This is a genomic window from Massilia pinisoli (assembly GCF_024753285.1).
Classification (GTDB): domain Bacteria; phylum Pseudomonadota; class Gammaproteobacteria; order Burkholderiales; family Burkholderiaceae_D; genus Telluria; species Telluria pinisoli.
The window spans coordinates 139,853-166,664 of record NZ_JANUGW010000005.1 but is presented as its reverse complement, the minus strand read 5'-3'; the positions used below and the strand labels follow the sequence as shown (position 1 = coordinate 166,664).

General features: G+C 67.5%; 27 protein-coding genes. 19 read left to right on the top strand and 8 right to left on the bottom strand.

The window, feature by feature from the left end; translation table 11 throughout:
- Positions 1 to 40 precede the first annotated feature (40 nt).
- A complete protein-coding gene (locus NX784_RS08950) occupies positions 41 to 1,945 on the top strand; it encodes a hybrid sensor histidine kinase/response regulator (protein WP_258816305.1) in 1,905 nt (634 codons plus the stop codon).
- An 11-nt stretch (positions 1,946 to 1,956) separates the two neighbouring features.
- Here NX784_RS08950 and NX784_RS08945 read toward each other — a convergent pair whose 3' ends face one another.
- Together NX784_RS08945 and NX784_RS08940 are read right to left on the bottom strand one after the other, a co-directional pair.
- A complete protein-coding gene (locus NX784_RS08945; protein ID WP_258816304.1) occupies positions 1,957 to 3,156 on the bottom strand; it encodes a lipase family alpha/beta hydrolase in 1,200 nt (399 codons plus the stop codon).
- A 216-nt stretch (positions 3,157 to 3,372) separates the two neighbouring features.
- Complete coding sequence (locus NX784_RS08940) at positions 3,373 to 4,614, bottom strand: dienelactone hydrolase family protein (protein WP_258816303.1); 1,242 nt, start codon at positions 4,612 to 4,614, stop codon at positions 3,373 to 3,375.
- Positions 4,615 to 4,818: 204 nt separating this feature from the next.
- On the opposite strand from NX784_RS08940, the gene NX784_RS08935 reads away from it, so the two are divergent.
- The 7 genes from NX784_RS08935 (at position 4,819) to NX784_RS08905 (ending at position 12,234) form a co-directional block, all read left to right on the top strand.
- Positions 4,819 to 5,259: a MarR family winged helix-turn-helix transcriptional regulator gene (locus NX784_RS08935; RefSeq protein ID WP_258816302.1), complete on the top strand. Its 441-nt coding sequence runs from the start codon at positions 4,819 to 4,821 to the stop codon at positions 5,257 to 5,259.
- A complete protein-coding gene (locus NX784_RS08930) occupies positions 5,256 to 6,989 on the top strand; it encodes an MFS transporter (RefSeq protein WP_258816301.1) in 1,734 nt (577 codons plus the stop codon). Before NX784_RS08935 ends, NX784_RS08930 begins: the two co-directional genes overlap by 4 nt.
- Before the next feature lie 15 nt (positions 6,990 to 7,004).
- Positions 7,005 to 8,306 (top strand): HlyD family secretion protein, encoded by a 1,302-nt coding sequence (locus NX784_RS08925; RefSeq protein WP_258816300.1) that lies wholly within the window; start codon positions 7,005 to 7,007, stop codon positions 8,304 to 8,306.
- Positions 8,303 to 9,691 (top strand): efflux transporter outer membrane subunit, encoded by a 1,389-nt coding sequence (locus tag NX784_RS08920; RefSeq protein ID WP_258816299.1) that lies wholly within the window; start codon positions 8,303 to 8,305, stop codon positions 9,689 to 9,691. The genes NX784_RS08925 and NX784_RS08920 overlap by 4 nt, the downstream gene beginning before the upstream one ends.
- A 28-nt stretch (positions 9,692 to 9,719) precedes the next feature.
- The gene (locus tag NX784_RS08915) at positions 9,720 to 10,334 is read left to right on the top strand and encodes an NADPH-dependent FMN reductase (RefSeq protein ID WP_258816298.1); all 615 of its coding nucleotides are present in this window, start codon (positions 9,720 to 9,722) and stop codon (positions 10,332 to 10,334) included.
- A gap of 28 nt (positions 10,335 to 10,362) precedes the next feature.
- Entirely contained in the window at positions 10,363 to 10,986 is a 624-nt protein-coding gene (locus NX784_RS08910) for a tRNA-uridine aminocarboxypropyltransferase (protein ID WP_258816297.1), read from the top strand.
- 93 nt (positions 10,987 to 11,079) lie between these two features.
- A complete protein-coding gene (locus tag NX784_RS08905; protein WP_258816296.1) occupies positions 11,080 to 12,234 on the top strand; it encodes a PA0069 family radical SAM protein in 1,155 nt (384 codons plus the stop codon).
- Here NX784_RS08905 and NX784_RS08900 read toward each other — a convergent pair.
- Positions 12,231 to 12,785, bottom strand: a complete 555-nt coding sequence (locus NX784_RS08900; protein WP_258816295.1) for a GNAT family N-acetyltransferase — start codon at positions 12,783 to 12,785, stop codon at positions 12,231 to 12,233. The two genes, NX784_RS08905 and NX784_RS08900, sit on opposite strands and share 4 nt — an antisense overlap.
- Positions 12,786 to 12,891: 106 nt before the next feature.
- Here NX784_RS08900 and NX784_RS08895 point away from each other — a divergent pair, with 106 nt between their 5' ends.
- On the top strand, positions 12,892 to 13,419 hold the full coding sequence (locus NX784_RS08895; protein ID WP_258816294.1) for an AAA family ATPase: 528 nt from the start codon (positions 12,892 to 12,894) through the stop codon (positions 13,417 to 13,419).
- Positions 13,420 to 13,495: 76 nt separating this feature from the next.
- Here the strand turns inward: NX784_RS08895 and NX784_RS08890 are convergent, their stop codons facing one another.
- Positions 13,496 to 14,830: a deoxyguanosinetriphosphate triphosphohydrolase gene (locus tag NX784_RS08890; RefSeq protein WP_258816293.1), complete on the bottom strand. Its 1,335-nt coding sequence runs from the start codon at positions 14,828 to 14,830 to the stop codon at positions 13,496 to 13,498.
- A 332-nt stretch (positions 14,831 to 15,162) separates the two neighbouring features.
- On the opposite strand from NX784_RS08890, the gene NX784_RS08885 reads away from it, so the two are divergent.
- Positions 15,163 to 15,723 (top strand): RNA 2'-phosphotransferase, encoded by a 561-nt coding sequence (locus tag NX784_RS08885; protein ID WP_258816292.1) that lies wholly within the window; start codon positions 15,163 to 15,165, stop codon positions 15,721 to 15,723.
- Between the two features lie 53 nt (positions 15,724 to 15,776).
- On the opposite strand, the gene NX784_RS08880 is transcribed toward NX784_RS08885, so the two are convergent.
- From NX784_RS08880 to NX784_RS08870, 3 genes are all read right to left on the bottom strand, one after another.
- On the bottom strand, positions 15,777 to 16,319 hold the full coding sequence (locus NX784_RS08880; protein WP_258816291.1) for an ankyrin repeat domain-containing protein: 543 nt from the start codon (positions 16,317 to 16,319) through the stop codon (positions 15,777 to 15,779).
- A gap of 81 nt (positions 16,320 to 16,400) precedes the next feature.
- Entirely contained in the window at positions 16,401 to 16,973 is a 573-nt protein-coding gene (locus NX784_RS08875) for a gamma-glutamylcyclotransferase (RefSeq protein WP_258816491.1), read from the bottom strand.
- Between the two features lie 96 nt (positions 16,974 to 17,069).
- Positions 17,070 to 18,119, bottom strand: coding sequence for a LysR family transcriptional regulator (locus tag NX784_RS08870; RefSeq protein ID WP_258816290.1), 1,050 nt, complete (start codon positions 18,117 to 18,119; stop codon positions 17,070 to 17,072).
- Between the two features lie 95 nt (positions 18,120 to 18,214).
- On the opposite strand from NX784_RS08870, the gene NX784_RS08865 reads away from it, so the two are divergent.
- Positions 18,215 to 19,240 (top strand): fumarylacetoacetate hydrolase family protein, encoded by a 1,026-nt coding sequence (locus tag NX784_RS08865; RefSeq protein ID WP_258816289.1) that lies wholly within the window; start codon positions 18,215 to 18,217, stop codon positions 19,238 to 19,240.
- Entirely contained in the window at positions 19,237 to 19,881 is a 645-nt protein-coding gene (gene maiA / locus NX784_RS08860; RefSeq protein WP_258816288.1) for a maleylacetoacetate isomerase, read from the top strand. The genes NX784_RS08865 and maiA overlap by 4 nt, the downstream gene beginning before the upstream one ends.
- A 160-nt stretch (positions 19,882 to 20,041) precedes the next feature.
- Here maiA and NX784_RS08855 read toward each other — a convergent pair whose 3' ends face one another.
- Positions 20,042 to 20,500: a CBS domain-containing protein gene (locus tag NX784_RS08855; protein ID WP_258816287.1), complete on the bottom strand. Its 459-nt coding sequence runs from the start codon at positions 20,498 to 20,500 to the stop codon at positions 20,042 to 20,044.
- A 153-nt stretch (positions 20,501 to 20,653) separates the two neighbouring features.
- Here NX784_RS08855 and NX784_RS08850 point away from each other — a divergent pair, with 153 nt between their 5' ends.
- The 7 genes from NX784_RS08850 to hscA all read left to right on the top strand — a co-directional run bounded on the left by NX784_RS08850 (position 20,654) and on the right by hscA (position 26,811).
- Positions 20,654 to 21,415, top strand: a complete 762-nt coding sequence (locus NX784_RS08850) for a uracil-DNA glycosylase family protein (protein WP_258816286.1) — start codon at positions 20,654 to 20,656, stop codon at positions 21,413 to 21,415.
- 158 nt (positions 21,416 to 21,573) lie between these two features.
- On the top strand, positions 21,574 to 22,071 hold the full coding sequence (iscR, locus tag NX784_RS08845; RefSeq protein WP_258816285.1) for a Fe-S cluster assembly transcriptional regulator IscR: 498 nt from the start codon (positions 21,574 to 21,576) through the stop codon (positions 22,069 to 22,071).
- Positions 22,071 to 23,327, top strand: coding sequence for an IscS subfamily cysteine desulfurase (locus NX784_RS08840; protein ID WP_258816284.1), 1,257 nt, complete (start codon positions 22,071 to 22,073; stop codon positions 23,325 to 23,327). Before iscR ends, NX784_RS08840 begins: the two co-directional genes overlap by 1 nt.
- A gap of 31 nt (positions 23,328 to 23,358) precedes the next feature.
- Positions 23,359 to 23,757, top strand: coding sequence for a Fe-S cluster assembly scaffold IscU (iscU, locus tag NX784_RS08835; RefSeq protein ID WP_075792495.1), 399 nt, complete (start codon positions 23,359 to 23,361; stop codon positions 23,755 to 23,757).
- Positions 23,758 to 23,915: 158 nt separating this feature from the next.
- Positions 23,916 to 24,239, top strand: a complete 324-nt coding sequence (gene iscA, locus NX784_RS08830; protein WP_091665522.1) for an iron-sulfur cluster assembly protein IscA — start codon at positions 23,916 to 23,918, stop codon at positions 24,237 to 24,239.
- 16 nt (positions 24,240 to 24,255) lie between these two features.
- On the top strand, positions 24,256 to 24,771 hold the full coding sequence (gene hscB / locus NX784_RS08825) for a Fe-S protein assembly co-chaperone HscB (RefSeq protein ID WP_258816283.1): 516 nt from the start codon (positions 24,256 to 24,258) through the stop codon (positions 24,769 to 24,771).
- A gap of 150 nt (positions 24,772 to 24,921) precedes the next feature.
- Positions 24,922 to 26,811, top strand: coding sequence for a Fe-S protein assembly chaperone HscA (hscA, locus tag NX784_RS08820; protein WP_258816282.1), 1,890 nt, complete (start codon positions 24,922 to 24,924; stop codon positions 26,809 to 26,811).
- The last annotated feature ends 1 nt before the right edge of the window (position 26,812 follow it).

Genomic DNA, 26,812 nt, shown 5'->3' with positions numbered 1-26,812 from the left:
CTGGTTCCGATACCCTTTAGGCCCATGAAAACCGCAGTACATGAATGATCTGACCCTTACGCAACGCTGGCCCGACGAGAAGCGCTACCAGTACCTGATCTCCGGGATCAGCGACTACGCCATCTACATGCTCGATCCGGAAGGCCACGTCAGCAGCTGGAACGCGGGCGCCAACCGGTTCAAGGGCTATGTCGCGCAGGAGATCCTCGGCGAACACTTCTCGCGCTTCTACACCCCCGAGGACCGCGAGGCGGGCAAGCCGGCGCGGGCGCTGTCGATCGCGCTGGCGGAGGGCAAGTACGAAGCGGAGGGCTGGCGTGTGCGCAAGGACGGGTCGCGTTTCTGGGCCCACGTGGTCATCGACCCGATCTACAACGAGGAAGGCGTGCTGCTGGGCTTCGCGAAGGTCACGCGCGACGTCACCGAACGCAAGCGCGCCGAGGATGCGTTGCGCGAGAGCGAACAGCGCTTCCGCCTGCTCGTGAACGGCGTGACGGACTACGCGCTGTTCATGCTGTCGCCGGAAGGCACCGTCACGAACTGGAACCCGGGCGCCGAGCGCATCAAGGGCTACAGCCAGGCCGAGATCATCGGCAGCCATTTCTCGCGCTTCTACACGGCGGAAGACCAGGTCGCCGGCCTTCCGAAGCGCGCGCTGGAGACGGCCGCGTCGGCGGGCCGCTTCGAGTCCGAGGGCTGGCGCGTGCGCAAGGACGGCTCGCGCTTCTGGGCGCACGCCGTCCTCGACGCCATCCGCGACGACGACGGCGCCTTGCTCGGCTTCGCCAAGATCACGCGCGACCTGACGGAAAAGAAGAAGGCCGACGAGGCGCTGGAACGGGCCAATATCGCGCTGTTCCAGGCGCAGAAGATGGAATCGATCGGCCAGCTCACGGGCGGCGTCGCGCACGACTTCAACAACCTGCTGTCCGTGCTGTCCAGCGGCCTGGAAGTGCTGGGCCTGCAGCGCGGCGAGACCGACGTGCGCACCCTCGAATCGATGCGCCGCGCGATCGACCGCGGTGCGCGCCTCACGCAGCAACTGCTCGCGTTCGCGCGCCAGCAGCCGCTGCAGGCGGAGACGCGCAACGTCAACGGCATCATCCGCGGCTTCGAGACCGTGCTGCGCCGTGCCGGCAATCCCTCGATCGACTTCGTGATCGACCTCGACCGCAAGGCCCACAGCGCCGTGATCGACAGCGCCCGTTTCGAGTCGGCGCTGCTGAACCTCGTCGTCAACGCGCGCGATGCGATGCCCGACGGCGGCCGCCTGACGATCGCCACCGGCAACGTCGTGGCGGACGGCCAGCAGCCCCCCGGCCTGGCGCCGGGCGAATACGTGCGCGTGACGGTGAGCGACACGGGCACGGGCATGCCGCCCGACGTCGTCGCGCGCGCGTTCGAGCCGTTCTTCACGACGAAGGAAGTGGGCAAGGGCACGGGCCTCGGCCTGTCGCAGGTCTACGGCTTCATCAAGCAGTCGGGCGGCGAAGTCGCCATCGACAGCCGGCCGGACGAAGGCACGACCATCGCGATCTACCTGCCTGCCGCGATCCATTCCGTCGAGGAGACGCGCGCCGAGCACACGGAGCGCGTGCTGATCGTCGAGGACGAGCCCGACCTGATGGACGTCGCGGCGTCGCTGTTCACGAGCATGGGCTACGACGTCGTGACGGCGTCCAGCGGCCAGGAAGCGATCGAATTGATGGAGCAGGGCGACATCGACATCCTGTTCACGGATGTCGTGATGCCGAACGGGATGAACGGTATCGAGCTCGCCAGCTACACGCGCGAGCACTATCCGGGCACCAAGATCATGCTGGCGTCCGGCTATCCGCTGCCGGCGCTGAAGCAACGGCATGGCGTCGACCTCAACGAGTTCGCGTTCGTCAACAAGCCGTATCGCCTGTCCGACCTGGCGCGCACGCTCAGGTCGGCGATCTGACGCGGTGCCGCTCACTGCAGGCCGAAGATGATATCGCTGATCCGCTCGTAGATCGGGTCGGCCGACGGCCCCGGGTTCGGCCAGTTCAGCACGTCGAAGTGGTCGTAGCCGCGGTAATTGCCGAGGAAATTCCACATCCCCCGCACGGCCGTGCCGTCGTAGTCGCGCACGGGGTGCCCGCTCGGTGCGCGCATGCTCACCGTGTTGACGACGCCGTCGTTGGGAAACCACCTGCTGTCGATGCGCACGCGGCCCGGTGCGTTCTGCGTGTACGACCCCATGCCCGGCTGGGCCAGCGATCCGACGATCCACTCGCCGGCGAACAGCTTGAAATACGGGATCATGTCGGCGCGCGGGTATTGGAGCTCGGTGTTTTGCACGGGTGCGATGATGCGGTCCGTGTCGTTGCAGCACCAGGCGCCCGCTTCCGTGGCCAGGGTGCCGACCGAAAAATAATAGGTCGACGGCGACGTGAGGGCCCAGCGGTTGAATTCGCGTGCGCCGTCCGGGGCCAGTTCCCAATGGGCCAGCTCGTTGTCGAGGATGTCGCGCAGGGGGCTGCGCAGATTCGGCAGGACGTCGAGCACGGCATCGCGCAACGTGGTGCCGTCGTGCGGGGCGGAGATCGTGACGACGCTCTTCACCCAGCCGACCTTGCCGCCTTGGTAGAGCGCGCCGCCGCCTTCGTCGCCATCCGGTGAACCGTGCTCCAGCAGCTGGATCAGCGCGCGGATCGTCGTGCCGCCCTGGCTGTGGCCGATCATGTGGATGGGGTGGGCCGCGTCCCATTGCGGGTAGAAGGCGAGCGGGTAGCCCTGCGGATTGTGCGTGGGGTCGGCGGCCCAGCACTTGCCGGCGGGCTTCTGCTGCTGGCCCGGATAGCCGTAGCGCGCCACGTGATGGGCGCCGTAGTCGACGCAGCCGCCCTTGATCTGGGCATACAGCTCGGCGGCGCGGTCCCAGTTGGACGCGATCGCACCGACCTGCGCCGTGAACACGGTGTGCGGCCCGTGGTAGACGGCCAGGTGCGCCGCGATGTCGCCGTAGCCGCCCCAGTACAGGAAGCTGCCGAGCGGATGCGACTGCGGGCCGAAGCCGAGGACGCCATGCACGAGCACGACGGGATCGTTGTTGGCCGCGCGGGCAGGGGCGCCCAGCAACGCGGTGAGCGCCAGCAGCGCGCAGGCGCAGGTGTTCGTCAGTCGCAACATATGACCTCCATTGGACGTGGCGAGCCCATTGTCGGTTTGATATGCGGCGCTACGTTTGCGCTGGCTCGACCGGAGCTGCAAATCTGTTGCAATGCAACAAAAGTTGCGGACGTATGAAGCACGCAGGGTGGGCACTCCGTGCCCACCCTGCGGTGATTGTGCTGGACGAAAAAAAGCGGCCGTCCGGCGGCCGCTCGTGCGTTGCGAGGACGGTACTCAGTTCGCCGCCGTCATCCCCGCCGCATTGCCCACCGCGCCGTTGCCAGGCGCCGGGACCGGCGTGTTGGACGCCGTGACGGCCGCCTTCTCGGCCAGGTCCGGATTCCACACGACGTGCTCGTCGACGGAATACAGGCGGCACGGCTTGTCGCTCTTGGCCGAGCACGTCGCGAGGGCGCGTGCGTCCGGGTCTTCGCCTTCCTCCGCCCAGCACCAGGCGCCGCTGGGCGACACGGCGAACGCGCGCGGCGTCATCTTGGTCAGATATTCGCGGTAGGCGCGGCGGCCGTTCTCGCTGAGGAAGGGCACGGCGTCGATGTCGTCGACGCCCGCGAAATTGGTCGCCTGCGGCTGCGGCGGTTCCGGCACCTTGTACACGATTTTCGTGGGCATGCCGACCTGCTGCAGGAAGTTCATCGTGTCCGCGAGCCAGATCTTCTCGCCGTCACGGCTCGCCAGCATGCCGTGCGAATCGCGCTTGAACGGCGCGAATTCGACGAGCTGGGCGTGGCCGCCGGCCTGCTCGAACGCGTCGTGCATGCGCGCCACCAGTTCCGGCGAGAACAGCGAATCGTTCTGGCCGTACATCCACAGGCTCGGGATCTTGTTCTGCGCGCCGTATTCGGCGAACGCCGAGACGAGAGCCGAGCGCCAGCCGCAGCCGTTGCTGTCGTCGCGCAGGCCGCCGGCGAAGTTGATCAGGCCGCGCACACCCGGCAGATCCTGCGTGCCCAGCGCCATCGTCGCGAGGCCGCCGTACGACTGGCCGGCGACGACGATGTGGTCGGCATCGATCCAGCGCTGCCCGCGGGCATAGGCGAGGGTGGCGGCGATGTCCTCGGCCTGCGTGTAGCCGTTGGCCGTCATGTCGCAGCCGTGATCGCGGTAATAGCCCGTCGAACTCGCGAAGCCCTGGCGCATCGGCACCATCACGGCATAGCCGCGCTCCACGAACGCGTGGGCCATGTGGTAGAAGCGGTCGCGCGGCTGCAGGTTCGGATGGCCCGGGTCCTTGCCGTGGTTGATGATGATCAGCGGGAACGGGCCGGGGCCGTTCGGCTGGAACACGGTCGTTTCCAGGCGCGCCTGGTGGTCCTGGCCGGCCGGAATCAGGATGATGTGTTCGTTGATCCGGTAGTCGAGCTGCAACTCCTGTTCGATCGCGAGGCCCGGCAGCAGGGCGAGGGCGGCGAGGAAGGCGGACGTCAATTGGCGAACGGAAGGGCGGACTTTAACCATGGGACACTCTGAACGACACCGGGTTTGCTTGTTATCCGCCAGCACTGATTGCCTTGCGGAATGAATTGATTCTAAGCACGGTGATTTCTCAGAGCAATGCCTGAATAACCAGAACTCGAACTAAATCTTTGCGTGTGGCGACTTTTGCCATAACGGGCCGATAATCTGCATGACCAACGATTGGGACGCCCATGTTTCCTTGACATGAACAACGCCGACGACCCCGACGACCGTTTTCTGCACGCCTTGCAAGGCGCCGCGCGTGCATGGCGCTTCGCGCTCGAACGCCACCTGAAGGCGCACGGGCTGACGACGGCCGCCTGGAACGCGCTGGCAGCCGTGGCGGACAGCACCGAGCCGCCGTCGCAGCGCGAGCTCGCGCGCCGGCTGGGTGTCGACGGCGCGACGCTCGTGACGACCATCGACCGCCTCGCTGCCGGCGACCTCGTGCGGCGCGATGCGGCACCGGGTGACCGCCGCGTCAAGCGCATCGGCTTGACGCCGGCGGGGGCGTCGGTCGCGGCGCAGGTGCGCGCGGACGCGGCCGCCCTGCGGGCGCGCACGGTCGCGCGGCTGGATGCCGATGCGACGGCCGCCGCCGCCGGCCTGCTGGACGACCTGCAACGGCTGCTGGAGGGCGCATGAGCGACGAGTACGCGCCGCGCGAATGGCATCCGGACGAGCGCCCCACCTTGCCGGGCAGCCCGTCGTTCCCGAAGCATTCGACGCCGCGCCGCATCGCCTACTTCCTCGTCGGCGTGCTGGTGACCTTGACGGGCGGCCTGGGCAACGCACTCGTCACCGTCAACCTCGTGAACCTGCAAGGCACGCTGGGCGTGTTCACGGCCGAGGTCAACTGGCTGCCGACGGCGTACGTGATGACGAACGTGTCGATGAACCTGCTGCTCGTGAAGTTCCGCCAGCAGTTCGGCCTGCGCGCGTTCACGGAATTCTTCCTCGTGCTGTACGCGCTCGTCACGTTCGGCCACCTGTTCGTCAACGACCTCGGCTCCGCGATCGCCGTGCGCGCGGCCCACGGCATGGTCGGTGCGGCGCTGTCGACACTGGGCCTGTACTACACGCTGCAGGCGTTCACGAAGGCGTGGCGGCCGCGCGGCATCGTCATCTCGACGGGCATCGCGCAGCTGGCGCAGCCGATCGCCTATATCTTTTCGCGCAGCCTGCTGCAGGTCGCGGAATGGCGCGGGCTGTACCTGTTCGAGCTGGGGCTGACGCTCGTCACCCTCGCTGCCGTGCTGTGGCTGAAGCTGCCGCCGGGCGACCGCTTCCGCGCGTTCCGCCCCACGGACTTCCTCACCTTTTCCCTGTTCGCACCGGGCATGGCGCTGCTGTGCGCGGCGCTGACGTTCGGCCGCGTGCTGTGGTGGACGGAGAACCCGTGGGTGGGCATCGCGCTCGCGGTGTCGATCGTGCTGCTGCTCGCGGCGATCTGCGTCGAGCACAACCGCGACAATCCGCTGCTGAACATCCGCTGGCTGACGAACGGGATGATCGTCCGGCTCGCGCTCGCGCTGATGCTCGTGCGCGTCGTGCTGTCGGAGCAGAGCGTGGGCGCCGTGGGCTTCCTGCGCCTCGTGGGCCTGAACAACGATGAAATGCAGACCATGTTCGTCGTGATCCTCCTCGCGACCACCCTCGGCATCGCCGTGTCCGTGCTGATCATCCGCCCGCCGCACCTGATGGCGCCGCAGGTGGTGGCGTTATTGATCATGGCGCTGGGCGCGTGGGTCGATTCGCACGCGTCCAACGTCACGCGCCCCGCGCAGCTGTACGTGGGCCAGGCCATGCTGGCGTTCGGCGGCGTGATGTTCCTCGGGCCGCTGCTGCTCACGTTGATGGGCTCCGTGATCTCGAACCCCGCGAACCTGATCAGCTTTTCCGTGCTGTTCGGCCTGACGCAGAACCTCGGTGGCCTGATCGGCTCGTCGTTGCTGGGCACGTTCCAGGTGATGCGCGAAAAATACCATTCGTCCGTGCTGGCCGAGCAACTGAGCGCGCTCGATCCGCTCGTCGCCGCGCGCATCCAGCAGGGCGGCGCCGCGTATGCGCGCCTGCTCGCGGATCCGGCGCTGCGCACGCGTCAGGGCATCTCCGTGCTGACGCAGACGGCGGCGCGCGAAGCCAACATCCTTGCCTACAACGACGTGTTCCTGCTGATCGCGATCCTCGCCGCCGTGCTGGCCGCGTGGATCTGCGGCCGCGCGCTGTGGCTCACGTACGTCGCGCCGCCACCGCCGCAACCTCCCGCGCCGCCGGCACCGCCCGACCCGACCGATTCGCCGCTCGCCGTGCCGTCCGGCGACCGCCGCTCGGCGCCGCGTCCGCCCGAGCCGACGCGCGCCGTCCCAACCTGAAGCGAGCCTGCCGCCATGCCCGAAACGACAACGACGACCACCACGACCACCACAGAGACAGCAGCGACGACGCAGCAGAAGTCGAACCGCAACGTCATCGCCAGCGGCCTGCTGTTCGCGCTCGTCGCGCTGATCGGCGTGCTGATCGTGCTGTACGCGTGGAACCTGCCGCCGTTCCACAGCGCGCTGCAGACGACGGAGAACGCGCTCGTGCGGGGCCAGGTGACGATCATCAGCCCGCAGCTGTCCGGCTACGTCGTCGAGGTCGACGTGCAGGATTACCAGCAGGTGCGCCAGGGGCAGCTCTTGATGCGCATCGACGACCGCATCTACCGGCAGCGGCTGGAGCAGGCGCAGGCCCAGCTGGCGGCACAGCGGGCGGCCCTCGCCAACTTCACGCAGACGAGGAACACGGCCAGCGCCACCATCGCGCAGAACCAGGCCGCCGTCGCCAACGCGGCCGCGCAGGCGCAGCGCGCCAATGCCGACCTGCGCCGCGTGGAAGAGCTGGCGGCCGACGGTTCGCTGTCCGCGCGCGAACGCGACGCGGCCCGCGCCACGCGCGCGCAGACCGTGGCCGCGGCCGAGCAGGCCCGCGCCGCGCTGGAAATCGCGCGCCAGAGCCTGCGCACGGTGGACGTCAACCACGCGTCGCTGGAAGCGGCCGTCGCGAACGCGGAGGCGGCCGTCCGGCTGGCCGAGATCGACCTCGCCAACACGCAGATCATCGCGCCGCGCGACGGCCAGCTGGGGCAGGTGAGCGTGCGCCTGGGCGCGTTCGTCAACGCGGGCGCCCAGCTGACGGCGCTCGTGCCGCATACGATGTGGGTCGTCGCCAACATGAAGGAGACGCAGATGGCGGACGTAGCCGTGGGCCAGCCCGTCACGTTCACCGTCGACGCGCTGAACCGCGCGAAGCTGCGCGGGCACGTCGAGCAGATCGCGCCGGCGACGGGCTCGGAATTCTCCGTGATCGTGCCGGACAACGCGACCGGCAACTTCGTCAAGATCGCCCAGCGCATCCCCGTGCGCATCAGTATCGATCCGGACCAGCCGCTGGCGGCGCGGCTGCGGCCGGGGATGTCGGTGGTGGCGAGCATCGACACGAAGGCGCCGGCCGAGCCGCGTCGGGTGCAGCCTGCGGCGCCGGCTGATGCGTCACCGTCAGGGCAGGGGGAGGCTCAACGTAGAGTGGGCACCCCCGTGCCCACGCGAACGCCAGCGGTTACGCAAGCGCCGGCCGGTCCACGCACCGGCAGCACACCGGTGCCCGCCGCAACGCCGCCCGCCCAACCCGCGCCGGGACAAGGCCAATGACGCGCCACCTCCTGCTCATCGCCTGCGCCGCGCTGCTGGCCGGCTGCCGCATCCCGGTGCAGCCGCCGCCGCAACCGACACTGGTCGTGCCGCCCGCGTGGCACGCGCAGGTCGGGCCGGGCACACCGGTGGAACGCGACTGGTGGCGCGCATTCGCCGACCCGGCGCTGGACCGCCTCGTCGCGCAGGCGCTCGCGCGCAACAACGACGTGCGTACGGCGCAGGCGCGGCTCGCCGAATACCGGGCGCGCATCCAGGTCGCGCGGTCCGCGCAGGAACCGAGCCTGTCGGTGGGCTTGTCGCCCACGCGGGCGCGCGCGATCGGCCCGTTCGGCACGCCGATCGATTCCACCGTCCTGCAGGGCAGCTTCCAGGCCGCGTACGAACTCGATCCGTTCGGCCGCCTGGCCGGCGCCACGGACGCGGCGCGCTTCGACTACGCGGCGCAGCAGGCCGCGTTCGATGCGACGGCGCTGGCGGTGGCCGCGAACACGGCGTCCGGCTACCTGAACCTGCGCGGCCTCGATGCCCAGCTGGCCCTCGCGCGCGCGACCCTGGCATCGCGCCAGCGCTCGCTGGAACTGGCGCGGCGCCAGTTCGAAGTCGGCTACAGCTCGCGCCTCGAACTGTCGCAGGCCGAAGCCGAATACCGCGCGACGGCCGCCGTCGTGCCGCAGCTTGAGCGCGCGATCACGCAGCAGGAAAATGCCCTCGACATCCTCGCGGGCGCGAATCCCGGCCCCGTCGAACGCGGCACCGAGCTCGCCCGGCTGGACGCGCCGGCGATCCAGCCCGGCCTGCCGTCGGAACTCTTGCGGCGCCGGCCGGACGTCGCCGCGGCCGAGCGGGCCGTCGCCGCCGCGGACGCGAGCCTCGCCGCCGCGCGCGACCAGATGCTGCCGTCCCTGCGGCTGACGGCGTCGCTGGGCGCGTACGCGCACGACCTGCCCACGTTGCTGCGCTCGCCGACGGCGCTATGGAGCGTGGGCGGCAGCATCCTCGCGCCGCTGTTCGACGGCGGCCGGCTGCGCGCCCAGGCCGAGATCAGCGCGTCGCTGCGCGACCGCGCCGTGTTCGCGTACGAGGCCGCCGTGCGCAACGCGTTCGCCGACACGGAGAACGCGCTGACGGCCGTGCAGCGCCTGCGCGAACAGCTGGACGAGGTGGAGGCACGGCGCGTGGCCGCGGCGGAAGTGCTGCGCATCGCGCACAACCGCTACCGCAACGGCTATTCGTCGTACCTGGAAGAGCTGGATGCCCAGCGCAACGCGTTCAGCGCGGAGACCGCGGCGCTGCAACTGCGCGCCGCCTGGCTGCAGGCCCACGTCGACCTGTACCGCGCGCTGGGCGGCGGCTGGGCGCCCGTACTGGCCGCACGCGGCTAGAATCGATAACAACCTTGGAGGAGGAACCATGATCAAGATCGGGATCATCGTCGGGAGCACCCGGCCCGGCCGCAAGGCGCCGGACGTGGCGCGCTGGGTGCTGGACATCGCGGGCATGCGCGCGGATGCCGTGTTCGAGCTGGTCGACATCGCGGATTTCGACCTGCCGCTGCTGGACGAGCCGGTCCCGCCGGCGGCCGGCCAGTACGCGCAGCCGCACACGAAGGCGTGGGCCGCCGCCATCGCCGGCTTCGACGGCTTCGTGTTCGTGACGCCCGAGTACAACCACGGCACGTCCGGCGCGCTGAAGAACGCCATCGACTACCTGTACAAGGAGTGGAACAACAAGGCCGCGGGCTTCGTCGGCTACGGCAGCGCCGGCGGGTCGCGCGCCATCGAGAGCCTGCGCCTCGTGATGGGCGAGCTGATGGTGGCCGACGTGCGCGCCCACGTGATGCTGTCGCTCCGGACGGACTTCGAGAATTACAAGACGTTCAACCCGGCCGAGCACCACGAGCAGGCCGTCGACGCGATGCTCGACCAGGTGGTGGCGTGGAGCCGCGCGCTGAAGACCTTGCGCCCGGACGCACCGGTCACGTCGGCCGATGCGCCGCAGGCCGGCCAGCGCATGGGCAGCCAGTGAACGCGCGGCGGCGCTACAATCGCCGCCCATGACCGTTCCTTCCTCTACCACCCGGCGCGCCACCTGCGCCGCCTGCCTGCGCGCACAGAGCGCCTGCATTTGCCACTGGGTGCGGCCGCTGGCCAGCCGCGTCGACGTATTGATCCTGCAACATCCGCTCGAGGTGCGCAACGCCAAGAACAGCGCGCGCCTGCTGCACCTGTGCGTGGCCGGCAGCCGGCTCGAAGTCGGCGAAGCGTTCGATCCTGCCGCGTTGCACGCGTTGTTGTATGCGGACGGGCGCGTGCCGCTGCTGCTGTATCCCGAGACGCCGGGCGATGCGCCGGCTCCCGTCCTCGATCCATCGCCGCGGGCGCAGCCGGAGGGGCTGCGGCTCGTCGTGCTGGACGCCACCTGGCGCAAGAGCCGCAAGATGCTGTATCTGAATGCCGGGCTGCAACGCCTGCCGCGCCTCGCGCTGCAGGACGTGCCCGCGTCGGCTTATCGGATTCGCAAGGCGCACGCGCCGCACCAGCTGTCGAGCCTGGAGGCGGCCGCGCTCGCACTGGCCCAGCTGGAAGGCGATCCCGACGCATACCGGCCTCTGCTGCAGGCGTTTGACGGTTTTGTGCAACAACAAGCTGCTCTTTTTTCGCGCTTGAACCCATCCTGACATCGGCGTACTATACTGTATAAACATACAGTACTTAAGGAGCGCCGTGTGAACCGGGTAAAAGCAAACGCAAGTCGGGCGGTCAGCCAGGTTATGTTGCCGTTCCCGCAAAAGTCCGCCGAGGTCGTGCCGATCGATGGTCCGATCAAAGGCCGTGGTGCCGTCACCAATATTCAAGGCCGCTACGAAGTGAACGGCCGCGAACGGTTCGACGACGGCTGGACCGTGCCGAGACCGAAGGACGAGGCACCGGCGCCCCTGAAGACGATCGTCACGGACGAGATCGCGAAAACCATCCTCAGCCGCAACACGTCGCCGGACATCCCGTTCAGTGTCTCGCTGAACCCGTACCGCGGCTGCGAGCACGGCTGCATCTACTGCTTCGCGCGGCCCACGCACGCCTATCTGGGCTTGTCGCCGGGTCTGGACTTCGAAAGCCGCCTGTTCGCCAAGGTGAACGCGGCCGACCTGCTGCGGCGCGAGCTGGCGCGGCCCGGTTACGTTCCGGAAAACATCGCCATCGGCGTCAACACGGACGCCTATCAACCGTGCGAACGCGAGCGCCGCATCACGCGCGAAGTGCTGGAAGTGCTGGGCGAGTGCAACCACCCGTACGGCCTCATCACGAAGTCGGCGCTGATCGAGCGCGACATCGACCTGATCGCGCCGATGGCCGAGAAAGGCCTCGTCTGCGCCGCCATCACGTTGACCACGCTGGACGGCGAAATCTCGCGCACGCTCGAGCCTCGCGCAGCCGCGCCCGCGCGCCGCCTGCGGGCGATCCGCACCCTGACGGAAGCCGGCATCCCCGTCAGCGTGAGCGTGGCGCCGATCATCCCGTTCGTCACGGAGCCGGAAATCGAGCGCATCCTGGGAGCGGCGAAGGACGCTGGCGCCGTCGGCGCCCACTACACGGTGCTGCGCATGCCCTGGGAAGTGAACCCGCTGTTCCAGCAATGGCTGCACGCACACTTCCCCGACCGCGCCCAACGCGTGATGAACCGCATCCGCGACATGCGCGGCGGCAAGGACTACGACAGCGAGTTCAGCAAGCGCATGACGGGCGAGGGCATATGGGCCGACCTGATCCGCCAGCGCTTCACGAAGGCCGTCAAACGCCTGGGCCTGGACGGCCGCATGAGCCGCTTCAACACGTGCGACCCGTCGCAATTCCGTCGGCCGCTCGTGGTGCCGAAATCCGTCGTCAAGCCGGAAAGCAGCAAGGCGGCGCAGATGGATCTGTTTTAACAGTTCGTCGTCGTATCCGGCGGCACCAGCGACAGCACGTGCGCGGCGACGGCGTGTCCGTGCAGGTTGAGACGGTTGCGCGCGAGGCATTCGTGGACGGCCCCGGCCTTGCGGGCGATGCCGAGACTGGGCAGGTTGCCGTCCGCGACGACGATCTCGACCCGCGACTGGCCGAGGCGCTCGAACGCAAAACGCGACAGCGCCCGGATGGCCGCCAGTGCCGCGCCCTGGCCCTGGGCCGACGTGCGTACCCAGTAGCCGAGGTTGCAAAAGCCGTGCAGGCGGTTGAACTGGTTCAGGCCGGCCGCGCCGACGCAGTGCAGGCCGTCCGCCCGGAAAATGCCGAACTCGTGCGCGGAGCCGTCGGCACGCGCGGCGTCGCAGAACGCGATCCAGGCGAGCGCATCGGCATTGTCGTAGCCGGCGTGGGCCCACGGCATCCACGGGCCGAGGCTCGCCATCGATTCGCGGACGGCGGCCACCGTCGCGGGCGCGTCGTCCGGGACGAGGGGACGGAGCAGGAAGCCGTCGGCGTGGATGGGCTGTGTCATGTCGGCATGATAACCCGTCAGTTGTGGGGAGGCGGGCTCTCGGCTACGATTGCGCTCTTTGCAACGGCGGATCGGCAGGCAGGATATGGTGGAGCAGGGCAGTACAGTGGAACGCGTCGTCTTCGTGGGCGCGGAATCGACGGGCAAGTCGACGTTGTCCGAGTATCTGGCGCGCGCCTACGACACGGTGGCGGTGCCCGAGATCGGCCGCTTCATCTGGGAAGACAAAGAGGGCCGGCTGGGGCCGGACGACTACGTGGACATCGCCGTGAAGCACCGCGCCGCCGAGGACGCGGCCATGACGCATGCGCGCCGCTGGCTGTTCGTCGACACGAATGCGCTGACGACGCTGCTGCTGGGCATCGAGTTCCGCCAGGTCGGTGAACTGCCCCCTGCCGACCTGCTGCGCTGCGCCGACGAGTGCCGGGCCCGCTACGCGCATACGTTCGTCTGCGCCGACGACATCCCGTACGAGGAACAGGACGTGCGCGAGAACGAGGCGTGGCGCGGCCGCATCCAGCAACTCGTGTTGAAGGACCTCGATGCGCGCCGCATCCCGTACACGGTCGTGCAGGGCAGCGTGGAAGAGCGGGCGCGCCAGGTGCGGCGCGTGCTCGACGCGGCCGCCGCTTGACTGCCGCGACACCACAACGCGATGCTGCGGGACCGTTCGCGCGGGTGGTGCCCGCGGTGGATGTCCGCTTCCGTTCCTAGACGATCGTGCCCGGCAACTCCATCCCATGCAGGCGCCGGAACAGTTTCAGCGCGAAGCTGTCCGTCATCCCGGCAATGTAGTCGGTCGCGCCGAGCAGGCGCGCGTACCGTGTCGCGCCGCGGCTGAATTGCTGCGGAATGATCTGCGCGATCTTGCGGTCGGCCGCCGAGCGGTCCGCGTCCTCTTTCACGAGGGCCGGGACGATCTTGCCGAGCAGGCCGCCGAGGATCTCGAAGCCGGCCGCTTCGATCTGCAGCACGGACGGCGTCGCGTAGATGCGTGCGCGCGACAGCGTCGCGATGGCCTTCAATTCCGGCGCGAAGCGCGACGCGCCGGCGAGGTCTTGCTCGAAGCGCCCGTCCATGATGGCGTCGTAGTGGTCGCGGAACACGTCGAGTGAGCCACCGATGAGGTGGCCGATGGCGCGGGCGCGCAGATACTCCACGCGGCCCGTGTCGTCGGGCAGTTGCCGGTACGACTGGCTTTCGGCCTCGCCGCCGGGGAAGGCGATGGGCCACAGCAGGCCGCGCGCTTCGTCGAACGAGACGCGGCCCAGCCGGTGGCCGTCTTCCAGGTCGACGATGCCGTAGCAGATGTCGTCCGCCGCCTCCATCACGAATGCGAGCGGATGGCGAGTCCAGGCGCCTGGTCCTTTGCGTACGAGACCGACTTGAGTCGCCACGCGCTCGGCCGCCGCCACATCGTCCGCGAAATAGCCGAATTTCCGTTCGCTGATTCTGTCCTTCGCCGCCGGCAGGTCGGATGGGCGCGGGTATTTCATGAACGCGGCCAGCACGGCACAGGTCAGCTGGAAGCCGCCGTGGTCGACGGCGTTCTGCAGCCGCGTGACGAGGCGGAAGCCCTGCGCATTGCCTTCGAAGCGCAGGAAATCCTGGCGCTCGCGTTCCGTCAGGCCGGCGAGCCAGCGGTCCGCGTGTTCGGCGAACCACGACTGGATCGCGGCTTCGCCGGAATGGCCGAATGGCGGGTTGCCGATGTCGTGCGCGAGGCAGGCGGCGGCCACGATGCTGCCGAAGTCCTGCGGCGCCATCGACAGCGCGGGCTCGCGCTCCTTGATGAACTCGCCGCACAGCATGCCGAGCGAGCGTCCCACCGACGACACTTCGATGCTGTGCGTGAGCCGCGTGCGCACGTAATCGCTGTCCGACAACGGGAACACCTGGGTCTTGTCCTGCAGGCGCCGGAATGCGCTCGAATACACGAGCCGGTCCCAGTCGCGCATGTACTCCGTGCGGCTGCCGCCGTCGCCCCGGTCATCCTCGCGACCCAGACGCACCGTCGATACCAGCCGTTCCCATTCCATCGACATCGATTCCTCCTTGAACGTTCGCCGCCGCCACGTCCGCGACGGCCGGCGGCCCAGTGTAGCGCACTGCGTCGGCCCGGGACGCTGACGCGGCCGGCGTCGCCCCGCGCGCGCCGCGTGCATGCGCGCACGCAGGCGCAGCCCCGGGCGCTTGACTACTGCGTGCAGCCACGACGCCACGACCAGTGCCGTTGCGTCGTCAAGTCGCCCGTCATGCCGTCGAGCCACGCGTCATGCGCAACACGGGCCCCGTCATGCAGAGCTCGGCAACGCCGTTGGCAAGCTGTCATCGCTGCCGTATGCTTCCCCATCCATCTACGCCATCGCCAAACACAATGCGTCCTGATTCCACCACCGCCACCAGCAAGCTGCTGAGCTACGTGCTGCGCCACCGCCCAGACAGCATCGGTCTGCAACTCGACGCCAACGGCTGGGCCGACGTGGACGAGCTCTTGCAACGCCTGGCCGAACACGGCAAGCCCGTCGCGCGCGACTTGCTCGACCGCGTCGTGGCGGAGAACGACAAGCAGCGCTTCGCGTTCGATGCGCAGCGCACCCGTATCCGCGCCAGCCAGGGCCACTCGATCGACGTCGAGCTCGGCCTCCAACCGGTGGCGCCACCGGACGTGCTGTACCACGGCACCGCGAGCCGCTTCGTCACCTCCATCCTCGCGACAGGCCTGCGCGCCGGCGGCCGCCAGCACGTGCACCTGTCGGGCGACGTCGACACGGCCCGTCGCGTCGGCGTCCGGCATGGCGTCCCCGTCATCCTGCGCGTGGACACGGCGCGCATGCGCGCGGACGGTGCCGTGTTCTACCGGTCGGACAACGGCGTGTGGCTGACCGGGTCCGTCGCGCCGCGCTACCTGCGCGTGCTGGACGGCGCCGGCGACTAGTCCGCGTTCGCGTCGCTGCGACTCCCGGCCTGTCTCGTCCCCCGGGCGCGCGATCAGGGTTCGTGGCGCATCGCCGCCAGCATCTGCGCCGTGTCCGCCGCCCCCATCCTGCGCGCCGCATCGACCACCGTATTGCCGTCCGCGTCCCTGCGGACCGGGTCGGCACCACGCGCCAGCAGCAGGCGGGCGATGGTGACGCGGTTGAACATGGCGGCGAACATCAGCGCCGTCTTGCCGTTCGGCCCTGCGTTGTCGACGGCCGCGCCGTGGTCCAGCAGCAGCGTCGCGATCGCCGTGTCGCCCTTGAACGCGGCGCCGGCGAGCGGGGTCTGGCCGGCGTCGTTCATCAGTTCCGGATCGGCCCCGTGCTCCAGCAGCACGCGCGCGGCGTCCGCATGGCCGTGGTAGCAGGCCAGCATCAGCAGGCTGTCGCCCCGTTCGTTGCGCAGGTTGGGCGGCAAGCCCTGGTCGAGCAACGTGGCCAGTTCGGCGGCGTCGCCGGAGCGCGCGGCATGGAAGACCTTGCGCACGAACGCCAGCGTGTCTTCGTCGAGCTCGCTCGCCGATGGCGGACGGGGCGGTGCTTGCTCCTGCATGGTGACCTCCGGGATAGGAACGCTCGACAGGATTAGAACACAGCGCACCACCGCGCACGGTTGCGGCGCATTCGCGCTGGATCAAACGCGGCCCTGGAACTCGCGGAGGTGGCGCTCGATCTCAAACACGTGCGGGTCGGGCTTGCCGAGTGCGCGCAGGGCCTTGGCCAGTTCCAGCAGGTATTCGCTGTTCGGTCCGCTGGGTCCACGCGCGGTGGCGATCTGTAGCGCAATGTCGCGTTCGGGCGCCGGGCCGAGGTAGGCCGCGTTCTCGTGCGTGGCGATGTAGACGAGGCCTTCGGTGCCGCTGCCGTCCTCGAAGCGGATGTCGGTTGCGAGGCGCAGGTAGCCGTTCTTTTCGCGGTAGTCGAGGTGCGCGAATTCCTCGGGGGTGACGAGGTAGGCCATGCCGTGGCAGGTCGCGCCGGCATCGGGGACCAGGGTCACGACCCGGCCCGGCGCCGTCTCCGTGCCGCGGTGGTCGTGCGAGCCTTGCCAGAAGCGCCGGCTCCAGCCCGTGATGCTGGCCGGGCGCCGCTCGAGGTAGGGGAAGTCGGCCTTGAAGATGAGGGAGCCGTAGCCGAACAGCCACACGCTGGCGTGGTTGTCGAACTTGTCCATGCGTCGGTTGACCGCGATGGTGTTGTGAGACATCGATGAAGGAGGTGACATGTAGGAATCCGCATTCTAGCGCGGCCGTTCGGCGGCGTCAGGCGCGGCCCGGAGCGCCACTTGCTGCAAGCAGCGGCGTCAGCGGGCGCGCGTCCGCAGCGCGCCCGCTGGGTTGTCGGCGCCGCCGATCCAGTCGAACAGGAAGGCGATGAACGCCGCAGCCGCCGGTGACAGCGAGCGCTGTTCGCGCGTGTAGACGAAGAAGCGACGCGTCAATACGGGCGCCTCCAGCGGCAGCATGCGCAGGCCGTGCAGGCGCACGAGCGGCGCCGCGTACGGCATGCAGACGGTGATGCCGAGGCCGGACGCGACCATCGCCAGCGCGGTCGTCATGTAGGTCACTTCGTGGGACGGTCGCAACGCCAGGGTCACTTCGTGGGCTGGCCGCGGCGCCAGCTCGCGCACGTTGTCGGTCCGGCGGTCGTCCGTGCCGTCTGCGTCGACGTTGGCGTGGACGTCGGCGTTCGATGCGCGGCGGCGTTTTGCGACGTCACGCTCGTCGCCCATGTCGGCCAGCAGCCGTTCCGTGAACTGGCCGCGCAGCGTGATCAGCGGATACGGCGCCAGGTCGCTCCAGCTGACCCGACGGCGCTTGGCCAGCGGATGGTCCGGCGGGACGACGGCCTGGAACGGCATCTCCATCAATTCGCGCGCCTCGAGTTGCGGCGCGTAGTCGCGCTCCGGGCCGATGCCGAAATCGGTCTCGCCTGACAGCACGCGCGTCGTGACGGCCTCGACCGGCGAATCGGACAGGCTCACGCCGATGTCCGGGTAGCGCTCCCGCCATGCCGCGATCACCTGCGGCAGCAACGTGCAGGCCATTAACTGTGGCACGGCCACACGCACGATGCCTTTTCTTAATTGCGCCTGGTCCGCAATGTTCGCAAGCGCACGGTCGAGGTCGTCGATCATCTGGCTGAATAGGGGGTAGAGTTCGGTCCCCGTCTCGGTCAGGGCGATGCGCCGCGTGCTGCGGTCGACGACGCGCACGCCGAGCGTTTGTTCCAGTTCCTTGATCAGGCCTGACAAGGCCGATTGTGTAACGTGCATGTATTGCGCGGCGAGCGTAAAGTTACCCGTCTTCGCGAGGGCAACGAAGGCACGCATCTGGCGCAGGGTAGGATTCATAAGGAAATCCGATAAATAGAGCGGAAAATATTGTTTGTATGATAGTCCGTTTTACTTTTTAATGGCGGAAACATTTACCAGCTGAAGGAAACGCCATGAAACTCGCTACCCTGAAGACGGGCGGCCGCGACGGCACGCTCGTCGTCGTCAGCCGGGACCTGGTCACTTGCCAGGCCGTCCCCAAGATCGCCCGTACCCTGCAGCAGGCGCTGGACGACTGGGACCACGTCGCGCCGCGCCTCGCCCAGGTCTACGACCAGCTGAACGCCGCGAAGGCCACGGCGGCCGAATCCTTCATCGAGGAAGAGTGCGCGTCACCGCTGCCGCGCGCGTACCAGTGGGCCGACGGCTCCGCGTACATCAACCACGTGGAACTCGTGCGCAAGGCGCGCGGCGCCCAGGTGCCGCCGTCGTTCTACACCGATCCGCTGATGTACCAGGGCGGCTCCGATTCCTTCGTCGGTCCGTGCGACCCGATCGCCGTGCTGTCCGAGGAATGGGGCGTCGACCTGGAGGCGGAAGTGGCCGTCGTCACCGGCGACGTGCCGATGGGCGCGACGGTCGAGCAGGCGGCACAGGCGATCCGCCTCGTCATGCTCGTCAACGACGTGTCGCTGCGTAACCTGATTCCGAAGGAACTGGAGAAAGGCTTCGGCTTCTTCCAGTCGAAGCCGGCAAGCGCGTTCTCCCCGGTGGCCGTGACACCGGACGAGCTCGGCGATGCCTGGCGCGACAGCAAGCTGCACCTGCCGCTGCTCGTCACCTTGAACGACCAGCCGTTCGGCCGGCCGAACGCGGGCGACGACATGACGTTCAGCTTCGCGCAACTGATCGCGCACGCCGCGAAGACGCGCGAACTCTGCGCCGGATCGATCATCGGTTCCGGCACGGTGTCGAACAAGCAGGGCAGTTTGCACGGGTCGAGCATCGTCAATGGCGGCGTGGGGTATTGCTGCCTGGCCGAGGTGCGCATGTACGAAACGATCGAGCAGGGCGCGCCCGCCACACCGTTCCTGCGCTTCGGCGATACTGTCCGTATCGAGATGCTCGATGCCGATGGCGCCAGCCTGTTCGGTGCCATCGACCAGGAGGTTGCACATTATCACGGGAGGAAGGAATGAAGCTCTATACCTATTTCCGCAGTTCGGCCGCATACCGGGTGCGTATCGCGCTCAACCTGAAAGGGCTGAAGTACGACGCGGTCCCGGTGCACCTCTTGCGTGGCGGCGGCGAGCAGTTGCAAGCAAACTACGTCAAGATGAACCCCAGCGGCCTCGTCCCCACCTTCCAGGACGATTTCATCACGCTGACGCAGTCGATGGCCATCCTCGAATACCTGGAGGACGAGTACCCGGAGGTGCCGCTGATGCCGAAGGACTCGGCCGGACGCGCGCGCGTGCGCGAGCTCGCGCAGATCGTCGGTTGCGACATCCACCCGGTGAACAACCTGCGTGTGCTGCGTTACCTCGTCAACGAGCTCGGGCTGTCGGAAGAGGTCAAGACGCAGTGGTACCGCCACTGGATCGTGGGCGGCCTCGACGTGCTGGAAAAACATCTGGCGCGCGACCCCAGCGCGGGACCGCTGTGCCACGGCTACCTGCCGACCATCGCCGACTGCTTCCTCGTGCCGCAGGTGTTCAACGCGCAGCGCAACGGCGTCGACATCGCCGCGTATCCGAACATCGCGCGCATCAACGCGGCCTGCGTGGAAATCCCGGCGTTCGTGGCGGCGCATCCGTCCAACCAGCCGGACGCGGAATAAGGCGACCGGCGAGGGCGACCGGCGAGGGCGACCGGCCAGCGCGACCGGCCAGGGCGATCAGCGAAGCGACCCGCCGCCGCGTGATCCACGGCGCCGGCCGGCGCCGCAACGCGCGAACGCCGCTGCCGCGCGTGCATCGACGCGTCGGCGGCGGCTGGCGTCAGTGCCGCGTCTGCGACCCGGTACTCGAGCGGTCGGGCACGGCCGGTGTCGAGATCTCTTCCAGCGTATGGTCGACGCCGGCCGAGTGCTTGGCCGCCATGTCGCCCAGCGACACGATGCCGACCACTTCATGCGAAGCCTCGTCGACGACGGGCACGCGGCGGATCTGCACGTCGCCCATCTGGCCCAGCACTTCATCCACTGTCTGGTTCGGCGCGCACGTGCGCACGTCGGTGCTCATCACGTCGCCCACGCGCGTCTGGCCCGGTGCCTGGCCCGCCGCCGTCGAGCGGACCGTGATGTCGCGGTCGGTGATCATGCCGACGAGCCTGTGGCCGTCGAGCACGGGGATCGAACCCACGTTCAGCTCATCCATCATCTGCGCGGCGCGCTGCACGGTTTCCTGCGGCGAAATGCTTTGCACGTCGCGGGTCATCACATCTTGAATGGTCTGCATTTGAACCTCCTTCGCTGCGTTCACACGGCGTTGCATGATGCACGAATCCACGCAGGTCGGACGCTACGTTGACTCGCGGAACGGCCCGTACATAAAGGCCTTGTGCGAACACGGCTCGGCTACAATCTGCCCCTTTCGACTCGCACCGACACCATGACCATTCCCGCGCCCATCGCCGCCGCCCTGGACCGTGCCGATCCTTCCTGGCGTCCCCATCTCATGAACGGTCTCGACGCGATGATGCGCGCGACGCCGGACTACCTGCCGCAGCTTGCGGACGATCACTATCTGCCGACCAGCGGGCGCCTGTTTGCCGCGTTCGCGCTGCAGTTCGATCACGTGCGCTACGTGCTCGTGGGCGAGGGGCCGTATCCGCGCGAGGAGAGCGCGACCGGGGTGTGCTTCATGGACGGGGCCGTCGGACCGCTGTGGTCGGACACGGGGCTGTCGAAGGCCGTCAACCGCGCCACGTCGCTGCGCAACTTCATGAAGATGCTGCTCGTGGCCGAGGGCCGGCTGAGCCCGGACGACACGGGTGGCGCGGCGCTGGCCCCCGTCGCGAAGGCGGCGCAAGGCGACGGCTCGATCCTGACGCTGGCCGAGCTGCAGGACAATCTGCTCGGCCACGGGTTCCTGCTGTTGAACGCGGCCCTCGTGTTCCGCAAGCATGTGCCGCCGGTACAGGAAGCGCGCGCATGGGTGCCGTTCCAGCGCGCCGTGTTCGCCGCATTGGCGGCGAGGGCTGACAAGCCGACGCTGGTGTTGTGGGGCAAGATCGCCGAACAGTTGAACAAGGTGCCGGAGACGGCCGGCTTCCCGCAGATCCACGCCGAACACCCGTACAACCTGTCGTTCATCCGCCACGAAGGCATGCAGAAACTGTTCGGGCCGATGCGTTTGCTGCACCGCGGCTAAAAATGGGGGCGCCAAGCAAAGGATGGCGAAATACGCTATACTTGACTAAATCGATCAACTAATCCGGCTTTTGTGAATGGCCGGAGGGCAGATGAAAACGCCGGTCGATTGAAGAGAAGCAAGATTTTACCACTGTCTGGACAACAACCGGGGTTGTGATGCGTCTGACCACCAAAGGCCGTTTTGCTGTTACCGCGATGATCGATCTTGCCCTGCGCCAGGGCAACGGTCCTGTCACGCTGTCGGGCATCAGCCAGCGCCAGGCCATTTCGCTGTCCTATCTGGAGCAGCTGTTCGGCAAGCTGCGCCGGCACGAGATCGTCGAGTCGGTGCGCGGCCCCGGCGGCGGCTACAGCCTGGCGCGCACTGCCGACAAGGTGACCGTCGCCGACATCATCATCGCCGTCGACGAGCCGATCGATGCGACGCAGTGCGGCGGCAAGGAAAACTGCCATGGCGCCGATGCCGCCAGCGGCACCCGCTGCATGACCCATGAGCTGTGGGCGACGCTGAATGCGAAGATGGTCGACTTCCTCGATTCCGTCACCCTGCAGGACCTCGTCGACCAGCAGAAGCAAAAAGAACAGAACGTCGTGGTGATGCACCGCCACGCGCCGTCGGACAATACTGAAGCTAAGCATATTGGAGTGAACTGATGAACGCGCCCTTGGACCAAAAAATCGAGCAGAGCTTCGCGACTGCGCCGCATTTCCCGATCTACATGGATTATTCGGCCACGACGCCGATCGACCCGCGCGTCGCCGACAAGATGATTCCGTTCCTGCGCGAGCAGTTCGGCAATCCGGCATCGCGCAGCCACGCCTACGGCTGGAGCGCCGAAGCGGCCGTCGAGGAAGCGCGCGCGCAGGTTGCCGATCTCGTCGGCGCCGATCCGCGCGAGATCATCTGGACGTCGGGCGCGACGGAATCGAACAACCTCGCACTGAAGGGCGCGGCGCAGTTCTACAAGAGCAAGGGCAAGCACATCATCACGGTCAAGACGGAGCACAAGGCCGTGCTCGACACCGTGCGCGAACTGGAACGCCAGGGCTTCGAGGCGACCTACCTGGAGCCGCAGGACAACGGCCTGATCTCGCTGGAGCAGCTGGAAGCGGCGATCCGTCCGGACACGATCCTCGTCTCCGTGATGTTCGTGAATAACGAGATCGGCGTGGTCCAGCCGATCAAGGAAATCGGCGAACTGTGCCGCAAGAAGGGCATCATCTTCCACAGCGACGCGGCGCAAGCCACGGGCAAGGTCGAGATCAACCTGGAAGAGCTGAAGGTCGACCTGATGAGCTTCTCCGCGCACAAGACCTATGGTCCGAAAGGCATCGGCGCGCTGTACGTGCGCCGCAAGCCGCGCGTGCGCCTGGAAGCACAGATGCACGGCGGCGGCCACGAGCGCGGCCTGCGTTCGGGCACCTTGGCACCGCACCAGATCGTCGGCATGGGCGAAGCCTTCCGCATCGCCAAGGAAGAGATGACGACGGAACTCGCGCGCATCAAGGCGCTGCGCGACCGCCTGGCCAAGGGCCTGCTGGAGATCGAAGAGGTGTACATCAACGGCGACATGGAACACCGCGTGCCGCACAACCTGAACGTGTCGTTCAACTTCGTCGAAGGCGAATCGCTGATCATGGCCATCAAGGACATCGCCGTGTCGTCCGGTTCGGCCTGCACGTCCGCGAGCCTGGAGCCGTCGTACGTGCTGCGCGCCCTGGGCCGCAGCGACGAACTGGCACACAGCTCGATCCGCTTCACCATCGGTCGTTTCACGACGGAAGAGGACATCGACTTCGCCATCAAGCTGTTGAAGGAAAAGGTCGGCAAGCTGCGCGAACTGTCGCCGCTGTGGGAAATGCACAAGGACGGCATCGACCTGAACTCGATCCAGTGGGCTGCCCACTAATTCACCGAACAGAACATCAAGGAGCACTACCATGGCATATTCCGACAAGGTCCTCGACCACTACGAAAACCCGCGCAACGTCGGCTCGTTCGACAAGAACGCCGACGACGTCGGCACCGGCATGGTCGGCGCGCCGGCCTGCGGCGACGTGATGAAGCTGCAGATCAAGGTCAACGAAGCGGGCGTCATCGAAGACGCGAAATTCAAGACCTACGGCTGCGGCTCGGCGATCGCATCGAGCTCGCTCGTGACCGAATGGGTCAAGGGCAAGTCGCTGGACGAAGCGCTGTCCATCAAGAACACGCAGATCGCCGAAGAACTGGCGCTGCCGCCGGTGAAGATCCACTGCTCGATCCTCGCTGAAGACGCCATCAAGGCGGCTGTCGCCGATTACAAGCAGAAGCACGGCGCCGAAGAAAAAGCCGCGTAAGGGACTCGCAAACCTACTGCGCGTTGCAGGTTCGGTCTGCGATGCTCGCTGTACTGTTCGTACAGCTGCGCTTCTCGACCGAACCTGCTGCCGCTCGCGACGGTTTTCGAGGCCCTTAAGATGTATCGAGTAATCCGTAAGAACGCTGGAGATATGAAATGGCTGTGACCCTCACCGAAAAAGCCGCAAAGCACATCAACCGTTACCTCGAGCGCCGGGGCAAGGGCGTGGGCCTGCGTTTCGGCGTGCGCACGACCGGCTGCTCCGGCCTGGCCTACAAGCTGGAATACGTCGACGAGGCGGCCGCGGAAGACACCGTGTTCGAATCGCACGGCGTGAAAGTGTTCGTCGATCCCAAGAGCCTGCCGTACATCGACGGCACCGAGCTCGATTTCGCCCGCGAAGGCCTGAACGAAGGTTTCCGCTTCAACAACCCGAACGTCAAGGACAATTGCGGTTGCGGCGAAAGCTTCCGCGTCTGACCGGGAGCACCGGAACGTGCAAAACCACTTCGAGCTGTTCCAGCTGCCGGCCAGGTTCGACGTCGACATGGACGCGCTGGATGCCGCTTATCGCGAAGTCCAGGGCCGCGTCCATCCCGACCGCTTCGTGAACGCGACCGACGCCGAAAAACGCGTCGCGATGCAATGGGCCACGCGCGCCAACGAGGCCTACCAGACGCTGAAGAATCCGATGCTGCGCGCGCGCTACCTGTGCGAGTTGAACGGCGTCGACCTGCAGACGGAATCGAACACGGCGATGCCGATGGACTTCCTGATGGAGCAGATGGAGCTGCGCGAAGCGCTGTCCGACGCCCGCGCCGCGAAGGACGCGGGCGCGCTCGACGAGCTCGATGCGCGCATTCGCGGCGAGCGCAAGCAGCGCCTGAAACAGGTCGGCAAGCTGCTCGACGCGGGCGACTACCCGCAGGCCGCGCAGGGCGTGCGGGCGCTGATGTTCCTCGATAAATTTGGCGACGAGTTGCATTACGCGTTCGAGGCATTGGAGTCGTAGGGTGGACGGGTTCCCCGTCCACGCGGTGATACGTAACGGCTCCGCTCTCGTGCATGTCCCGGCTGCCGCCAACAATCACCGCGTGGACGGCAGAGCCGTCCACCCTACGCATTGCGAACGTATCCAATAATAAAACCAGGTAACACGACCATGGCACTACTGCAGATCTCCGAACCCGGCATGTCGACCGCGCCGCACCAGCACCGGCTGGCGGTGGGCATCGACCTGGGCACCACCAATTCCCTCGTCGCGACCGTGCGTCACTCGATCCCTGAAGTGCTGACCGACGAGGACGGCCGCTCGCTGCTGCCATCGATCGTGCGCTACCTCCCGAACGGCCACGCCAACATCGGCTACAAGGCCATGGCGGCCCGCACCACCGATCCGAAGAACACCATCGTCTCCGTCAAGCGCTTCATGGGCCGCGGCCTGAAGGACATCGCGCACGCCGAGAACCTGCCGTACGATTTCGTCGATGCTCCGGGTATGGTGCAAGTGAAGACCGTGGCCGGCGTGAAGTCCCCGGTCGAAGTCTCCGCGCAGATCCTCGCGACGTTGCGCCAGACGGCGGAAGACGCGTTGGGCGACGAGCTGGTCGGCGCCGTCATCACGGTGCCCGCGTACTTCGACGACGCGCAGCGCCAGGCCACGAAGGACGCCGCGCAACTGGCCGGCCTGAACGTGCTGCGCCTGCTGTCCGAGCCGACGGCGGCCGCCATCGCGTATGGCCTCGACCACGGCAAGGAAGGCGTGTTCGCCGTGTATGACCTGGGCGGCGGCACGTTCGACATCTCGATCCTCAAGCTGTCGAAGGGCGTGTTCGAAGTGCTGTCCACGGGCGGCGATTCCGCGCTCGGCGGCGACGACTTCGACCAGCGCCTGTTCTGCTACATCACGCAGCAGGCCGGCCTCGCGCCGCTGTCCGAAGTCGACACCGCGACGTTGATGGTCAAGTCGCGCCAGGCCAAGGAACTGCTGTCGACGAACGAAGAGACGAGCGTCGAGGCGATCTTGAAATCGGGCGAGGTCGTGCAGGTGACCGTCACCGCGAAGACCTTTGCCGAGATCACGCAGCCGCTCGTCGCGAAGACGATGAACGCCGTGCGCAAGGCGATGCGCGACGCGAACGTGTCCGTCGAGGACGTCGATGGCGTCGTGCTCGTCGGCGGCGCAACGCGCATGCCGCACATCCGTCGCGCCGTCGGCGACTTTTTCAAAACGATCCCGCACGCGAACATCGACCCGGACAAGGTCGTGGCGCTGGGCGCGGCCATCCAGGCGAACCTCCTCGCGGGCAATCGCGCGGCCGGAGACGACTGGCTGCTGCTGGACGTGATCCCGCTGTCGCTCGGTATCGAGACGATGGGTGGCCTCGTCGAGAAAATCATTCCGCGCAACTCGACGATCCCGTGCGCCCGCGCGCAGGAGTTCACGACGTTCAAGGACGGCCAGACGGCGCTCGCGGTGCACGTCGTGCAGGGCGAGCGCGAGCTCGTGTCCGACTGCCGTTCGCTGGCGCGCTTCGAGCTGCGCGGCATTCCGCCGATGGCGGCCGGCGCGGCGCGTATCCGCGTCACGTACCAGGTCGATGCGGACGGGCTGCTGTCCGTGTCCGCGCGCGAGACGCGCTCTGGCGTGGAAGCGGCGATCACCGTGAAGCCGTCGTACGGTCTCGGCGACGACGAGGTCGCGCGCATGCTGCAGGATTCGTACAACTCGGCGCAAACGGACATGGTCGCGCGCGCGCTGCGCGAAGAACAGGTCGAGGCCGAGCGCATCCTGCTCGCGACGCAGTCCGCGCTCGACACGGACGCCGACCTGCTGAACGATGAAGAGCAGAACGCGGTCGCGCAGCTGGTGCACGCGGTGCGCGACGCGATGATGCGGTCGAACGATACGGACGTCGACGCGGCCGCGCGCCAGAACGCATTGCACGAGGCCGTGCAGGCGCTGGCGCACGGCACCGAGGAATTCGCCGCGCGGCGCATGGACAAGAGCGTGCGCAAGGTGTTGGCCGGCAAGGCGCTGGATCAGGTATAAA

What these genes read in the sequence shown, in the direction of transcription:
- NX784_RS08950 (WP_258816305.1), top strand. Translation starts at nt 41, where the DNA reads ATGAATGATCTGACCCTTACGCAACGCTGGCCCGACGAGAAGCGCTAC.
- NX784_RS08945 (WP_258816304.1), bottom strand. Translation starts at nt 3,156, where the DNA reads ATGTTGCGACTGACGAACACCTGCGCCTGCGCGCTGCTGGCGCTCACC.
- NX784_RS08940 (WP_258816303.1), bottom strand. Translation starts at nt 4,614, where the DNA reads ATGGTTAAAGTCCGCCCTTCCGTTCGCCAATTGACGTCCGCCTTCCTC.
- NX784_RS08935 (WP_258816302.1), top strand. Translation starts at nt 4,819, where the DNA reads ATGAACAACGCCGACGACCCCGACGACCGTTTTCTGCACGCCTTGCAA.
- NX784_RS08930 (WP_258816301.1), top strand. Translation starts at nt 5,256, where the DNA reads ATGAGCGACGAGTACGCGCCGCGCGAATGGCATCCGGACGAGCGCCCC.
- NX784_RS08925 (WP_258816300.1), top strand. Translation starts at nt 7,005, where the DNA reads ATGCCCGAAACGACAACGACGACCACCACGACCACCACAGAGACAGCA.
- NX784_RS08920 (WP_258816299.1), top strand. Translation starts at nt 8,303, where the DNA reads ATGACGCGCCACCTCCTGCTCATCGCCTGCGCCGCGCTGCTGGCCGGC.
- NX784_RS08915 (WP_258816298.1), top strand. Translation starts at nt 9,720, where the DNA reads ATGATCAAGATCGGGATCATCGTCGGGAGCACCCGGCCCGGCCGCAAG.
- NX784_RS08910 (WP_258816297.1), top strand. Translation starts at nt 10,363, where the DNA reads ATGACCGTTCCTTCCTCTACCACCCGGCGCGCCACCTGCGCCGCCTGC.
- NX784_RS08905 (WP_258816296.1), top strand. Translation starts at nt 11,080, where the DNA reads ATGTTGCCGTTCCCGCAAAAGTCCGCCGAGGTCGTGCCGATCGATGGT.
- NX784_RS08900 (WP_258816295.1), bottom strand. Translation starts at nt 12,785, where the DNA reads ATGACACAGCCCATCCACGCCGACGGCTTCCTGCTCCGTCCCCTCGTC.
- NX784_RS08890 (WP_258816293.1), bottom strand. Translation starts at nt 14,830, where the DNA reads ATGTCGATGGAATGGGAACGGCTGGTATCGACGGTGCGTCTGGGTCGC.
- NX784_RS08885 (WP_258816292.1), top strand. Translation starts at nt 15,163, where the DNA reads ATGCGTCCTGATTCCACCACCGCCACCAGCAAGCTGCTGAGCTACGTG.
- NX784_RS08880 (WP_258816291.1), bottom strand. Translation starts at nt 16,319, where the DNA reads ATGCAGGAGCAAGCACCGCCCCGTCCGCCATCGGCGAGCGAGCTCGAC.
- NX784_RS08875 (WP_258816491.1), bottom strand. Translation starts at nt 16,973, where the DNA reads ATGTCTCACAACACCATCGCGGTCAACCGACGCATGGACAAGTTCGAC.
- NX784_RS08870 (WP_258816290.1), bottom strand. Translation starts at nt 18,119, where the DNA reads ATGAATCCTACCCTGCGCCAGATGCGTGCCTTCGTTGCCCTCGCGAAG.
- NX784_RS08865 (WP_258816289.1), top strand. Translation starts at nt 18,215, where the DNA reads ATGAAACTCGCTACCCTGAAGACGGGCGGCCGCGACGGCACGCTCGTC.
- maiA (WP_258816288.1), top strand. Translation starts at nt 19,237, where the DNA reads ATGAAGCTCTATACCTATTTCCGCAGTTCGGCCGCATACCGGGTGCGT.
- NX784_RS08855 (WP_258816287.1), bottom strand. Translation starts at nt 20,500, where the DNA reads ATGCAGACCATTCAAGATGTGATGACCCGCGACGTGCAAAGCATTTCG.
- NX784_RS08850 (WP_258816286.1), top strand. Translation starts at nt 20,654, where the DNA reads ATGACCATTCCCGCGCCCATCGCCGCCGCCCTGGACCGTGCCGATCCT.
- iscR (WP_258816285.1), top strand. Translation starts at nt 21,574, where the DNA reads ATGCGTCTGACCACCAAAGGCCGTTTTGCTGTTACCGCGATGATCGAT.
- NX784_RS08840 (WP_258816284.1), top strand. Translation starts at nt 22,071, where the DNA reads ATGAACGCGCCCTTGGACCAAAAAATCGAGCAGAGCTTCGCGACTGCG.
- iscU (WP_075792495.1), top strand. Translation starts at nt 23,359, where the DNA reads ATGGCATATTCCGACAAGGTCCTCGACCACTACGAAAACCCGCGCAAC.
- iscA (WP_091665522.1), top strand. Translation starts at nt 23,916, where the DNA reads ATGGCTGTGACCCTCACCGAAAAAGCCGCAAAGCACATCAACCGTTAC.
- hscA (WP_258816282.1), top strand. Translation starts at nt 24,922, where the DNA reads ATGGCACTACTGCAGATCTCCGAACCCGGCATGTCGACCGCGCCGCAC.